The following is a 14192-nucleotide window of genomic DNA, read 5'->3' on the forward strand; positions in this document are numbered from 1 at the left end:
TGTACGTACGTATTGAACTTCGCGTTGTTACTTACACTTCCCATCATACTTATAGCTCGAATAAATCTTCAGGTACATCGGAAATAATACCGTCAACACCAATATCTACTAATTTTTGTGATTCTTTTAATTTATTTACAGTATAAGGTAATACTTTTAACTCTTCATCATGAGCAAGTTGGATAAATTTTTGCGAAACAATTTGATAATTTGGATTTGCATAATCAGCAACTTTGGCAATTTTTTTGAAATTCGGTAACTTGTGCCAATATTTTTTCTTACTAATTAATAAACCTAATTCATAATCTAAATTCATTGCCGACAATTTTTTTACACAATCAAAATCGAATGATTGTAAAATCACTTTAGATTTAGATATTTGTCTTTCCTTCAATTTATCAACGATCATATTTTCAATATTTGGATACTGACTAGGCTTTTTTATTTCTATTAATAATTTTTGCGAAAAGTTATCTGCTAAATCTAACACTTCATCAAAAGTCGGTATACTCTCCCCTTTAAATTTCTCTCCTTTATAGAAACCAAAATCTAATGCTTTTAATTCTTTTAAAGTAAAGTCAGAAACCTTGCCTTTACCATTTGACGTACGATCGATAGTATCATCATGTATAACGACAAGCTCTTTATCTTTTGTGTAATGTACATCAATTTCCAACATATCTATATGTAACATGAGCGCATGTCGATAAGCGATTAAAGTATTTTCAGGATAATCTTCAGGTAATCCTCTATGCGCTACGATTTGGAAATGTTGATTTGGACGTCGAATTTTCATCAAAGTCACCTTTCTTTTAAACTTATTTAATTTGCCCTAAACTTAAATTACCATAATTAAATTGGAGGTCAATTCATATGGTTAGACATGATTTTAAAGTTAAAACTGAGTGGCTAGGTGGACGTGAAGAAGTAGGTAAACTTCGAGGAGATATTATCAATGAAAATATATCCATCCCCTCTTCACTCGGTGGCAAAGGAAAAGGCACAAATCCAGATGAATTACTAGTAAGTGCAGCATCATCTTGTTACATTATTTCACTCGCTGCAACACTAGAAAAGAGTGGTTTTACTAATGTAAAAATTAATCAACAGTCAATAGGTACAGCCTCATTTGAAAATAAAAAATTTAAAATGGAACGTATTACACATTATCCCTCAATTGAAGTGCCCTCTTCTCAAACAGAAAAGCTTAAAAGTATTTTAGATAAATTATTAGTGATTGCAGATAAAAATTGCATGATATCTAATGCAATACGGAATAATGTCATTATTTCAATTGAGCCTAATTTAATATAAATCATATAGCTATCACAAATTTAAAACATGTAAACGTTTTAATTATGTGATAGCTAGTTAATAAGGGTTTTAAATATTCAGAATTTTTGCTAAAATAAATAAATCTTATTGTGGGAGGAATGTACAATGCAGTATTACCAACCTTTATTATTAACACCTGGACCAACTCCTGTACCGGAACAAATCTTGAGTGCCGTACAATTACCAATGGTAGGTCATCGTTCTACTGACTTTGAGGAAATTGCTAGTGAAGCATTTAAAGGTTTAAAGCCAGTATTTGGTAGCAAAAACGAAGTACTTATTCTTACATCTAGTGGCACTAGCGTATTAGAAGCAAGTATGCTTAACATCGCAAATCCTGAGGATCATATTGTGATAATTGTTTCTGGTGCATTCGGAAATCGCTTTAAACAAATCGCACAAACTTATTATAATCATGTACATGTATATGATGTTAACTGGGGGGAAGCTGTAGTAGTTGATGACTTTATTAATTATTTAAAGCAATTAAATGTACCAGTCACTGCAGTATTCACTCAATTTTGTGAAACGTCTACTGGTGTCATACATCCAGTTCACCAATTAGGTCATGCACTTAAAGCTTTTGATAATTCCTTATATTTTATTGTTGATGGTGTAAGTTGTATCGGTGCAGTGGATGTTGATTTAACAAAAGATAAAATCGATGTATTAGTTTCGGGAAGTCAAAAAGCTATCATGCTACCACCAGGTCTAGCATTTGTTGCTTATAGTGATAGAGCAAAAAAACGATTTGCTGATGTAGAAACACCAAGATTCTATTTAGATTTAAATAAATACATCAAATCACAAGAGCAAAATTCAACGCCCTTCACACCTAATGTTGGTCTATTTAGAGGAATAAATGCTTATGTAGAACTTGTAAAAAAAGAAGGATTAAATCACGTTATTTCACGCCATTTTAAAATACGGGATGCCTTAAGAACGGCACTAAAAGCACTTGAATTAGAATTATTAGTAAAAGATGATGCTCATGCCTCACCTACTGTAACCTCATTTGTTCCAAAAAATCAAGAAGAACTTAATATCATTAAAAATCAACTTAAATCTCAATTCAATATAACTATTGCTGGAGGACAAGGTCACTTAAAAGGACAAATTTTGAGAATTGGTCACATGGGAAAAATATCTCCTTTTGATATTTTAGCAGTCGTGTCTGCATTGGAAATTATTTTAACTTCTAATAGAAATGTCAATTATATTGGAAAAGGGATAACTCAATTTATGGAGGTTATTGGACATGAGTCATAAAATATTAGTATCAGACCCAATTTCTGAGGATGGTTTACAAAGTATTTTAAAACATCCAGAATTTGAAGTAGATGTACAAACAGATTTATCTGAGAATGATTTAGTAAATATGATTTCAACATATGAAGCTCTTATCGTACGAAGTCAAACCCAAGTAACAGAGCGAATTATTAACGCTGCAACAAATTTGAAAGTCATTGCAAGAGCTGGTGTAGGCGTGGATAATATTAATATAGAAGCAGCGACTTTAAAAGGTATTCTAGTAATTAATGCTCCCGATGGTAATACAATTTCTGCTACAGAACATTCAGTAGCCATGTTGCTAGCAATGGCACGAAATATTCCTCAAGCACACCAATCTTTACGTAACAAAGAATGGAACCGTAAAGCATTTAGAGGTGTTGAACTTTATGGCAAAACGTTAGGTATTATCGGTGCTGGTAGGATTGGTTTGGGTGTCGCTAAACGTGCTCAGAGTTTCGGTATGAAAATTTTAGCTTTCGATCCTTATTTGACAGAAGATAAAGCGAAGTCATTAGATATTCAAATTGCAACTGTTGATGAAATTGCCGAAAAATCTGACTTTGTAACAGTTCACACGCCATTAACACCTAAAACTCGAGGAATTGTTGGATCATCTTTCTTTAATAAAGCTAAACAAAATTTACAAATCATAAATGTTGCCAGAGGGGGGATTATAGATGAAACTGCACTTATTGAAGCATTGGATAATAACTTAATAGATCGTGCAGCTATTGACGTATTTGAACATGAACCTCCTACTGATTCTCCCCTCATTCAACATGATAAAATTATCGTCACACCGCATCTTGGCGCCTCAACTGTAGAAGCCCAAGAGAAGGTTGCAGTCTCTGTATCTGAAGAAATAATTGAAATTCTAACTAAAGGGAATGTGGAGCATGCCGTGAATGCTCCAAAAATGGATTTAAGTAAAGTTGATGAAACAACGCAAAGCTTTATAGGTTTAAGTGCAACTATTGGTGAGTTAGCTATTCAGCTCCTCGATGGTGCTCCAAGTGAAATTAAAGTTAAATATGCTGGTGACTTAGCTCAAAATGACACTAGTTTAATTACAAGAACAATTATAACGAACATCTTGAAAGAAGATTTAGGTAATGAAGTCAATATTATTAATGCATTAGCAATACTTAACCAACAGGGTGTCACCTATAATATAGAAAAACAAAAGAAACATTCTGGCTTTAGTAGTTACATTGAGCTAGAACTAGTTAATGATCAGGATAAAATTAAAATTGGCGCAACGGTATTCGCAGGTTTTGGGCCAAGAATAGTACGTATTAATGATTACTCACTTGATTTTAAACCTAACCAATATCAATTAGTGACATGCCATAAAGACAAACCTGGTATAGTAGGCCAAACAGGAAACCTATTGGGAAGTCACGGAATTAATATTGCGTCAATGACTTTAGGCCGTAACGATGCAGGTGGAGATGCTTTAATGATTCTTTCTATTGATCAACAAGCAAGTGAGGAAGTTATAAAAATTTTAAATGAAACAAGCGGATTTAACAAAATTATTAGCACTAAGTTAACAATTTAATTAATTACTTTCGTCTTTTTATAAACCAATAAAAATGCCTCAGATTGAAATTAATATACAATCTGAGGTCATTTTTTGTCTATAATAAAATTTTTCGAATCTTAGTTATATCTTCTACTACATAATCTGCTCCATTTGCAACTAATTCAGCGTGAGCAGCTTTACCTTTTAAACCAGTTAAAGTACCAATGAACGTTGCTCCTATCTTCTTCGCACTTAATAAATCAGCTAAAGAGTCACCTACTATGTATACCTCATCTTTATTTACGATATCTTCTTGATTTGTCGCATATCGTTCATATTGGTCGTTATAATTTCCATTTAAAGTAGCGATGTAACTAAATGGGTTAGGTTTTCCTAAAGGTTGATATTGAGGAAATTGCTTCTCTGCTAGCAACACCTCACTTGCCGTTACGATATGTTCATCTTTAAAATAAGATTTTAATCCCAATGATTGAAATGGAATTATTGTTTCAGTTCGTGGTCTTCCAGTTGCTATCGCAATTTGATATCCCGCTTCTATTAGATTTTGAAGTAATAATTGAATTTCATCTATAGGTTTAAGAATGACCTCATCATAAATGAAACCTTTCTTAAAATCTTGAATATCTTTTTTATATTCAACTTGATTAAATAAAGCTTTTCCTAAATACCATTCTTGATATATATCTTTTGCTAATGTCCATAAGGGACTTTTCAATTTAAATAAACTAGTGTTGTTAAGTTCTAATTGATTTTTAGCGTAAACTTCCAAATCTTCGTAAATAGCATCTTTACCATTTCTAAACGAAGCTATCACATCATAAGGTAAACTATAATTTATCGTTTTATCTGTTAAATACTTTGCTATTTCCTTTAAAGTCTCTTTTGTAAACAATGATTCATCAAGTAATTGCTCTCGTAATGATGGTTTTAATTGTTTAGCTTTATCAATTAAATGAATACTAAATACAATAAATAGCATATCCCAATTTGAATTTAAACCTAGTGACTTTAGTTGATTTAGTATTCGGTCATGATTGAATACGTTTCTACGTATTTTGTTTATATCGTTTTCAGTTAAATTACCATCAAAATGAATATCTATACCACAATTTAAGAAATCTGGACTCGATAAAAGTTCAGCTACAGTAATTGCTGAAACATCAAAACATCGTTCCTCACTTAAAAATACGCCATCTACATCAAATAATATAGCCTTCATGCCTTACCCCTTTCATTTCAGAAAATTCTGATATAACTATATTACATGGTTCAATTAAAAAGGGCAAACTCATTACGAGCCAGCCCTTTCACATACTAATTCATTTGGCGATCCATTTCATTGGCAACTTGTTGTACGTGTGTTCCAATAATCACTTGGGTATAATGCTGTCCATTTTGAGTTATACCAATAGCTCCAGCATTTTTAATTTTCTGCTCATCTATAATTGAATTGTCTTTAAGCTCTAATCTAAGCCTTGTTGCACAATGATTTAAACTAATAATATTTTCTTTACCACCTAATCCATCTAAAATACGTTTAGCATTTTGATAATATTTACTTGTAGTGGTTTTGTTCTGTAATACTTCCATTTCAGAAGTATCATTTGATGTTGGATCGATAAGTTCATTATCTCCCCTTCCTATAGTATTTAAATTAAAGATTTGTATGACAACTCTAAAGATAACGTAATAGATAATAAAAAAGACTACACCCTGCAACAATAACATCCAAGGGTGATTAGATATCGGATTAACTAATGAAAGCACATAATCTATAAGACCTGCACTAAATGAAAAACCTGCTGTCCATTGAAACATTGCTGCTATAAATAATGATAATCCAGTTAAAACTGCGTGAATAACAAATAAAACTGGAGCTACAAACATGAATGCAAACTCTATGGGTTCTGTTACACCCACAAAGAATGCCGAAACTGAACTTGCTAAAAACCAAGCGTAAACTTGTTTTTTTTGATTCGTCTTCGCAGTATGATACATCGCCAAAGCTGCTGCCGGTATACCAAACATCATAACTGGGAAAAATCCTGCTTGGTATCTGCCAGTAATTCCCTTAATAGCATTTTTACCACTTTGAAATTTACCTATGTCATTTATTCCAGCAGTATCAAACCAAAATACATTGTTGAGCGCATGATGCAACCCAGTAGGTATTAACAATCTATTAAAAAAACCATATAATAATGCACCGAATGGCCCCATACCAACAATCCACTTACCAAAGGTAACTATGCCATTAAAAACTGGAGGCCAAATCAATAATAAAATAACCGCTAAAATTGTACAAAAGAATGCTGTCATGATTGGAACAAGTCGTTTCCCACTGAAGAATGATAAGGCCATAGGTAAATTCGTTTCACTAAATTTGTTATAACTATATGCAGCAATCAAACCTATAATAATTCCTACAAACACATTTCCATTATTCATTTGACTAAATGCTAAATCAATCTTAGATTCTTTAATTTGTAACAAAGTTGCTAATTTTTCTGGAGATAGTACTACCGTAACTATAAAAAAACCTAACGCTGCTGCTAATGCTACTGTGCCATCGTTCTTCTTAGCCATACCGATAGCTACACCAATAGCAAATAATATACCTAATTGCTCTAATATAGTGGTCCCAACACTTGTAAAAAAGAGAGCAGCTTGAGGCAGTATATTTAAAGCATCTAAAGTATGACCTATACCTACAATTATTGCGGCTGCTGGCAGAACTGCTACAGGTAGCATGAGAGACCTACCCAAATGTTGCAAAAATTTATACATTTATATCATCCCTTATTTTTTATTATCAAACGTTAAAACACTGCAATGCAAAATCGTTTTCTATACCATACATTAAAGCCAAATTATTTACTCTAGAAAAATAATTATCCACTTTAATGTAAACGCTTAATTATAATCCAAAAGAAAGAACGTCTATACAAATCATTTAAATGTACGACGTTCCTCAATAGTAATGATATCTATATTTCTCTATTTCTTTAAACTACGTGAAATTTCATTAAGTTCTTTTTGTAATTGAGTTGTGCGTCTTTCGATTTCTTTGGTTAGGAAATCAACTTTCTCGTTTCGTTTCAAATCCTTTGGAATATCATCCATCTCAATTGGTTTACCGATTTTGATTAATGCTTGACCTGTAATCAAACCATGAATTTTTTTTGGACCCACATAAGCCGCTGGTAAGATAGGCGCCTTCCCTAGCATTGCTATAGTAGCTGCACCACGTTTTAATGGGGCTCCCTCTACTGAAGTACGATGACCAGTCGGGAAAATACCTATAGTTTTATGTTCTTTAAGTAAATTCACTGGTTTTTTTAATGTACTTGGACCAGGATTTTCTCTATCAACTGGAAATGCATTTAGTGATTTCAAAAATTTGCCAGCCCACTGATTCCTAAATAATTCTTTTTTAGCCATATAATGGATTTGATTAGGGAGTAATGCCATTCCTAACATGATTACTTCGTTATAACTTTCATGCGTACAAGTTACAACATATTTACTATCTTTAGGTATATTTTCCTTACCAATAACATATAATGATTTAGACATTTTCACTAAAATAACATCTAAAATCTTACTTATAAAATTGTACATAATGTCACCTGCTTATTTTCTTTATCATAATGATTTTATCACTATCAAATTCATAGAACAATACAACACATGTTTTCTTTAGTCATTTGATAACTATAGCACTGAAATAAATAACAATATGACTACAAAGTTATTTTTATCAAGCATTGATTCTTCCAAATCTTAAAGACAACAATAGCATTTATGATAATACTCCTAAAGTCGTATAGTTGATTACTAGCAAATTTTATACAAACGATACATAATAGTAATACAGACTACAAATTATGGAGGTAACAAATGTCAGAACAAGAAAAGAATCAACACCACTATCGAAATTCTTCACAGAAGCGACACACTTTTCCATGGATTAAAACAATTATTGTTGCAATAATCGCTGGAATTATTGGAGCACTTCTCGTCTTAGGTATTGGTAAACTCCTTAATAAAACTGGTTTTAACAATGAAGGTGCTACTGTTCATCAAGTTTCAAATAGTCATGGTGGCAATCAGTTAGATGGTAAAAGTAACCAATACAAATCAGTACATGACATGATTAAAGACGTTTCTCCCGCAATTGTCGGCGTAATAAACATGCAAAAATCTACAAACCTTGATGATCTATTCAATGGTAAGGCATCTAAATCAAAAGAAGCGGGGATTGGTTCCGGCGTGATTTATCAAATAAGTGATGGTTCCGCATATATCGTTACAAATAATCACGTTGTTGATGGTGCTTCGGAAATTAAAGTTCAACTACATAATACAAAACAAGTAGATGCCAAATTAATAGGTAAAGATGCCCTAACAGATATTGCTGTTCTAAAAATAAAGGATGCAAAAGGAATAAAATCAATTCAATTTGCTAATTCATCAAAAGTTCAAACTGGCGATAGTGTTTTTGCAATGGGTAATCCACTAGGATTAGAATTTGCAAATTCTGTTACATCAGGAATTATCTCAGCTAACGAACGTACAATTGATGCCAATACTTCTGCTGGTAATACTAAAGTTAATGTTTTACAAACAGACGCTGCAATAAATCCTGGTAATTCAGGTGGTGCATTAGTAGATATTAACGGAAATCTCGTTGGTATCAATTCTATGAAAATCGCTGCAGCACAAGTAGAAGGTATAGGTTTTGCTATACCTAGTAATGAAGTTAGAGTGACCATTGAACAACTCGTTAAGCATGGTAAAATCGAACGACCTTCAATCGGTATAGGTCTTATAAACTTAAGTGATATTCCTGAAAACTATCGTAAAGAACTACATACTCATAAAGACAAAGGTGTTTATGTAGCTAAAGTAGACAGTGATAATGCCATTAAAAAAGGTGATATTATTACTGGAATAGATGGTAAACAAATAAAAGATGATACAGATTTAAGAACTTATTTATACGAAAGCAAAAAACCAGGTGAAATGGTTACTCTAAAAGTTATCAGAGATGGTAAGACACAAGATATTAATGTGAAATTAAAAAAACAAGCATCTGCACCTGAATCATCTCAATCACAAAGTCAATTTGCTCAATAAAATATTTTCACTTTATACTTATTGATTTTAAGCTATTTTAGTTGACCGATTTTAAATAAAAACTCTGAGTATACTTCATTGTAAGAGATACTCAGAGTTTTACTTTTATAGTTATTCCTTTTTAAATAAATCTTTTAATTTTTATAATATACATAGAATATTTTTAAATAATCAAATAATTTTTTTGTCATTTATGATTGGTAATTAACCATGAAATATTTTTTCTTTCCTCGTCGAATTATTGTAATTTCATCTTCAATGAGGTCTTTACTACTTAACTCATAATCTACTGATTGTTGACGTTCACCATTAATATATATTGCACCGTTGTTTACATCTTCACGAGCTTGACGTTTAGATGAAGCAATACCTGTTTCAATAAGTGCTTCAATTATATTTGTCGTTTTTGTAGATAACGTTACTTGAGGTACATCTTTAAACCCTTCTTTAAGTTCTTTAGCAGATAACGATTTTAAATCTCCACTAAACAGTGCTTTTGAAATGCGTATAGCGTCTTTTAAAGCTGCTTCTCCATGAATAAATTTCGTCACATTTTCAGCTAGTGCTTTCTGTGCTTCACGTAAGTGAGGCGCTTCATTTTTTGATTGTTCTAATCGATTAATTTCTTCTTTTTCTAAAAAAGTAAAATATTTTAAGAATTTAATTACATCTTCGTCAGATTGATTAATCCAAAATTGATAAAATTCATATGGACTTGTCTTTTCAGGATCTAACCACACAGCTCCAGACTCTGATTTACCAAATTTCTTCCCATCCGATTTAGTTACTAATGGGATTGTTAGTCCATATGCTTCAGTTTGTCCATACATTCGTCGCATTAATTCAATACCACTTGTAATATTACCCCATTGATCGGAACCGCCTACTTGAATTTTACAATTTAACTCACGATTTAAATAACCAAAATCAATAGCTTGTAAAATCGTATAAGTAAATTCTGTATAAGAGATACCATGTTCTAAACGAGTTTGAATAGAATCTTTTCCTAGCATATAGTTAACGCCTACATGTTTACCATAATCTCTAAGAAAACTAATCAACGAAATTTGACCAAGCCAATCTTTATTATTGACTAATTGTGCCCCTTTATCACTGTCAAATTCAAATAATCGATGCATTTGATTAGACAGGCCTTTGACGTTAGCTTCAACTTGTGATTCTGTTTGTAACACACGCTCTTCAGACTTTCCAGAAGGATCACCTATCATACCAGTACCTCCACCAATTAAGACGATAGGACGATGCCCATGTTCTTGGAATCGTCTTAATGTTAAAAAAGTTAACAAGTGACCAATATGTAAACTATCAGCTGTAGGGTCTGCACCGCAATATAATGTGACCTGTTCCTTATTTAATAATTCTTCGATACCTTCTTCATCTGTCTGTTGATAAATTAACCCTCTCCATTTTAAATCTTCTATTAAAGCATTAGTCATTGATAAAATCCTCCTAATTTTTTAAATTAAAAAAGTTAAAGATATTTAATAAATATAGTGATTTATCCAAACCTATTAAAAAGCGCCCCTACAAAAATGTAAGGGCGCTTATGCACGGTACCACCATACTTAGATAGAGTTCGTTACTCATAAATATCTCTATTAATGATACGTTCATTAATAAAACGTTGAATAATAAAAATAGCAAGGTGTATTCACCAATAAGAAACTACTAGTTCACAGCCACCACTAGTTCTCTTTAAGCTTTCTCAAAAGTTACTTGTCCTTTATATTCAAAACATATTGAATTGAATATTATTATAGTTAACATTATTTTAAAAGTCAAATTTCAAGATGTGGTATACTATATCTAACTTTAGGAGGTATCTAATGCATTTCAACAAGTATCAAATACTAACTACAGATAAATATACTAAATTTGAACATTTATATAAAAAAGTCAAACATATATGTGTCATGATTTTTTTGGTGTTTTTTTTGATTGGTTTTATCATACTGTTGTCATTAGTATTTTACTTCCAACAATTAACTAAAGATGCTTCGTCAATAAGTGATAAAGATTTGAAAGCAAAAATCCTTCATATACCTGGCGATGAGCTAATAAATCATAATAATCAAATTTTGGAAGAATATGATCATTCACAAAATACACTTATAGTTGGACCGAACCATGTAAATTCAAATATTATACATGCACTTACAGCCTCTGAAGATACATTATTTTATAAACATAACGGTATCATGCCTAAAGCACTTTTAAGAGCGATGCTTCAAGATATCACAAATTCAAACCAATCTTCTGGTGGTAGTACGATCACGCAACAATTAGTAAAAAATCAAGTGCTCTCAAACAAAAAAACTTATAGTCGTAAAGCAAATGAAATTATCTTGGCTACACGGGTCGAAACTTTATTATCAAAAGATGAAATCATATATACGTATTTAAATATCGTTCCTTTTGGTCATGACTACAACGGTGCCAATATAACTGGTATATCTTCCGCTTCATATAGTCTGTTTGGTATACCTGCAAAAGATTTGAATGTTGCACAATCAGCGTATCTCATTGGCTTACTGCAAAGTCCATATGGCTATACGCCTTATGACGAACATGGCAAAATAAAGCCTCACCATCTTTTAAAATTGAGCATGAAACGTCAACAATACGTACTTAAACGTATGCGTGTTGAAGGAAAAATTTCTAAACAACAATACAAAAATGCTGAAAAATACAATATTAAACAGCACTTGCTGAAACAATCGAAAGACGAATAAAAATCAAATATATTTATCAAAATTTTTGTAATAAAAAGAGAGCGAGCAATATTTATTAACAACACTGACTCACTCTCTTTTTTATTTTCTTAGAAAAGACCTATTGCTTTACCATCATCAGTAACATCCATATTTAGTGCAGCTGGTTTCTTCGGTAAACCAGGCATAGTCATTATAGCACCTGTTAATGCAACGATGAATCCAGCGCCTGTTTTAGCTTCAAGTTCTCTAATTGTTATTTCAAAATCATTTGGGGCACCTAACAATGTCTGATCATCACTAAATGAATATTGAGTTTTAGCCATACAAATCGGATATTCATCCCAGCCATTCTCTTTAAATTGCTTTAATTGCTTTTGTGCTTTACTACTGAAATTTACTTTTGAACCTCCATAAATTTCTTTAACAATCGTTTCAATTTTAGCTTCGAGTGGTTGTTTTAAATCATATAAAGGCTTAAAGTTTTGAGGTTCCTGCATTACATCGAACACTTGATTAGCAAGTTCAATTCCACCTTCTCCACCTTTTTCCCATACTTCTGTTAAAGCAATACGTACTTGATTATCTTTAGCCCATTGTTTCACACAAGCTGTTTCAGAAGCTGTATCATGAATAAATGCATTTAAAGCTACTATGGGTTCGACACCGTATTTTTTAATATTATTCACATGTCTTTCAAGATTAACGAGTCCCGCTTCAACTGCCTCTATATTCTCATGTTGAAGTTGGTCTTTTGCAACACCACCATGCATTTTTAAAGCACGAATCGTTGCTACAACAACAACTGCTGAAGGATCGAAACCTGCTTCGCGAGCTTTAATGTTCATAAACTTTTCGGCACCTAAATCTGAACCAAATCCTGCTTCTGTAACAACAATATCTGATAAGTTTCTTGCAGTTTCAGTTGCTAATATAGAGTTACAACCATGAGCAATATTGGCAAAAGGGCCTCCGTGAACAAGAGCTGGAGTTCCCTCAATTGTTTGAACCAAATTTGGTTTAATCGCATCTTTAAGTATTAAAGTTAATGCACCTTCTACTTTCAAATCAGAAACTGTTATCGGTTTGTGATGACGTGTATAACCAATGGTAATTCGACTTATTTTTTCTTTTAAGTCTTTGATATTTCGGCTTAGACATAAAATAGCCATTATCTCTGACGCAACTGTTATATTAAAACCATCTTCTCTAGGTACTCCGTGAGTTGGACCACCTAATCCTACGTTAACATGACGTAACGCACGATCATTCATATCTAAAACACGTTTCCATTCAATTCTTCGTTGATCAATTCCTAATTCATTTCCTTGATGTAGGTGGTTGTCGATAAATGCAGAAAGTGCATTGTTTGCAGTAGTAATTGCATGAAAATCACCATTAAAATGTATATTAATATCTTCCATAGGAAGTACTTGAGCATAACCACCACCAGTTGCGCCTCCTTTAATACCAAAAGTTGGTCCTAAGGCAGGTTCTCGTAATGCAACGGTAACATTATGATTCAATTTGTTAAATGCATCAGCTAAACCTACAGTTACTGTGGATTTTCCTTCACCAGCAGGTGTTGGGCTCATAGCAGTTACTAATACGACTTTCCCTTTTTTCTCCTGTTCTTGTATCTGATTAATATCTATTTTAGCTTTATAGTGGCCGTATGGTTCTAAAGCGTCCTCAGTAATTCCTACTTTTCTTGCAATTTCACTTATTGGTTTAAGTTTTGATAAGTTTGCTATTTCTAAATCTGATAAATGTGCCAAAATATTCAGCCCCTTGATTATATATAATTAACGAGTTATATGAATCATGATAACCGACTTACATTTAAATGTCGAATATTTTAATGTATTTAGTACTAAAAGTTCGTCATTTAAGAAATGCTCATGCTATTCGTATTCTGGATACATAAGAAATTTTGCAAAAGTTACACGAATCACAAAACTTGTAATTCGTTGATAATATGATAATCATATTCATCCATAAAATTAATAAATATTTAATTGTAATAACAAGAACAATTACAAAGTTATTCCTTAGTAATATCTGTTAAAGTGAATTTATATAGAAAAATTGAATGATTTAGATACAATAAAAGAATATGAAAAACACTCTATAATGAAAATATTTTT

The 14192-nt window shown here is 32.1% G+C and carries 11 protein-coding genes; 5 read left to right on the top strand and 6 right to left on the bottom strand.

Going from position 1 to position 14192, the window contains the following annotated elements; all coding sequences use genetic code 11:
• Positions 1–49 precede the first annotated feature (49 nt).
• Positions 50–796 (bottom strand): glycerophosphodiester phosphodiesterase, encoded by a 747-nt coding sequence (locus tag HMPREF2663_RS01485; RefSeq protein ID WP_070845629.1) that lies wholly within the window; start codon positions 794–796, stop codon positions 50–52.
• Between the two features lie 77 nt (positions 797–873).
• Between HMPREF2663_RS01485 and HMPREF2663_RS01490 the strand changes: the two genes are divergently transcribed.
• The 3 genes from HMPREF2663_RS01490 to serA all read left to right on the top strand — a co-directional run bounded on the left by HMPREF2663_RS01490 (position 874) and on the right by serA (position 4189).
• The gene (locus tag HMPREF2663_RS01490; RefSeq protein ID WP_002474967.1) at positions 874–1314 is read left to right on the top strand and encodes an SACOL1771 family peroxiredoxin; all 441 of its coding nucleotides are present in this window, start codon (positions 874–876) and stop codon (positions 1312–1314) included.
• A gap of 126 nt (positions 1315–1440) precedes the next feature.
• The gene (locus HMPREF2663_RS01495; protein ID WP_002446683.1) at positions 1441–2604 is read left to right on the top strand and encodes a pyridoxal-phosphate-dependent aminotransferase family protein; all 1164 of its coding nucleotides are present in this window, start codon (positions 1441–1443) and stop codon (positions 2602–2604) included.
• Positions 2594–4189: a phosphoglycerate dehydrogenase gene (serA, locus tag HMPREF2663_RS01500; protein ID WP_002490138.1), complete on the top strand. Its 1596-nt coding sequence runs from the start codon at positions 2594–2596 to the stop codon at positions 4187–4189. The genes HMPREF2663_RS01495 and serA overlap by 11 nt, the downstream gene beginning before the upstream one ends.
• A 79-nt stretch (positions 4190–4268) precedes the next feature.
• Here the strand turns inward: serA and HMPREF2663_RS01505 are convergent, their stop codons facing one another.
• From HMPREF2663_RS01505 to HMPREF2663_RS01515, 3 genes are all read right to left on the bottom strand, one after another.
• The gene (locus HMPREF2663_RS01505) at positions 4269–5393 is read right to left on the bottom strand and encodes an HAD family hydrolase (RefSeq protein WP_002490146.1); all 1125 of its coding nucleotides are present in this window, start codon (positions 5391–5393) and stop codon (positions 4269–4271) included.
• 95 nt (positions 5394–5488) lie between these two features.
• Positions 5489–6961, bottom strand: a complete 1473-nt coding sequence (gene nagE / locus HMPREF2663_RS01510) for an N-acetylglucosamine-specific PTS transporter subunit IIBC (protein WP_070845631.1) — start codon at positions 6959–6961, stop codon at positions 5489–5491.
• Between the two features lie 210 nt (positions 6962–7171).
• Positions 7172–7795 (bottom strand): lysophospholipid acyltransferase family protein, encoded by a 624-nt coding sequence (locus HMPREF2663_RS01515; RefSeq protein ID WP_002446687.1) that lies wholly within the window; start codon positions 7793–7795, stop codon positions 7172–7174.
• A gap of 279 nt (positions 7796–8074) precedes the next feature.
• Between HMPREF2663_RS01515 and HMPREF2663_RS01520 the strand changes: the two genes are divergently transcribed.
• A complete protein-coding gene (locus HMPREF2663_RS01520; protein WP_070845633.1) occupies positions 8075–9313 on the top strand; it encodes a S1C family serine protease in 1239 nt (412 codons plus the stop codon).
• A gap of 191 nt (positions 9314–9504) precedes the next feature.
• Here HMPREF2663_RS01520 and tyrS read toward each other — a convergent pair whose 3' ends face one another.
• A complete protein-coding gene (gene tyrS, locus HMPREF2663_RS01525; RefSeq protein WP_070845634.1) occupies positions 9505–10770 on the bottom strand; it encodes a tyrosine--tRNA ligase in 1266 nt (421 codons plus the stop codon).
• A 390-nt stretch (positions 10771–11160) separates the two neighbouring features.
• On the opposite strand from tyrS, the gene HMPREF2663_RS01530 reads away from it, so the two are divergent.
• Complete coding sequence (locus HMPREF2663_RS01530) at positions 11161–12066, top strand: transglycosylase domain-containing protein (protein ID WP_002446690.1); 906 nt, start codon at positions 11161–11163, stop codon at positions 12064–12066.
• Between the two features lie 89 nt (positions 12067–12155).
• Here the strand turns inward: HMPREF2663_RS01530 and HMPREF2663_RS01535 are convergent, their stop codons facing one another.
• On the bottom strand, positions 12156–13823 hold the full coding sequence (locus HMPREF2663_RS01535) for a formate--tetrahydrofolate ligase (RefSeq protein ID WP_070845635.1): 1668 nt from the start codon (positions 13821–13823) through the stop codon (positions 12156–12158).
• Positions 13824–14192 lie beyond the last annotated feature (369 nt).

Source organism: Staphylococcus sp. HMSC077D08, from assembly GCF_001837945.1.
GTDB classification, from domain to species: domain Bacteria; phylum Bacillota; class Bacilli; order Staphylococcales; family Staphylococcaceae; genus Staphylococcus; species Staphylococcus epidermidis.